This is a genomic window from Rosenbergiella gaditana, assembly GCF_018494065.1.
GTDB lineage: Bacteria > Pseudomonadota > Gammaproteobacteria > Enterobacterales > Enterobacteriaceae > Rosenbergiella > Rosenbergiella gaditana.
The window spans coordinates 1-268 of sequence record NZ_JABBFR010000076.1 but is presented as its reverse complement, the minus strand read 5'-3'; the positions used below and the strand labels follow the sequence as shown (position 1 = coordinate 268).

Sequence of the window (268 nt, the reverse complement as noted above, 5' to 3'; positions counted from 1 at the left end):
CTATGAAACTGTCAAAGTTGAATACGATGTTGCGTTATTCTCATACAATAAATTATTAGAAATCTTTTTTTCTGTCATTGATCCACTAGACGATGAAGGTCAATTTCAAGATAGAGGATCTCAGTATCAAACAGCTATTTTCTATTCCAATGAACATCAGAAAAAATTAGCTGAAGCGTATATCGCAGCGATGCAAGATACAATCAATGCAGATAAAGCAATTGCTACTAAAATTTTGCCTGCAACAACATTTTATAAAGCTGAAGAA

At 32.5% G+C, this 268-nt stretch carries 1 protein-coding gene; it reads left to right on the top strand.

Going from position 1 to position 268, the window contains the following annotated elements; translation table 11 throughout:
• On the top strand, positions 1-268 hold a 268-nt coding region (locus HH682_RS15510), incomplete at both ends, for a peptide-methionine (S)-S-oxide reductase (protein ID WP_214238371.1).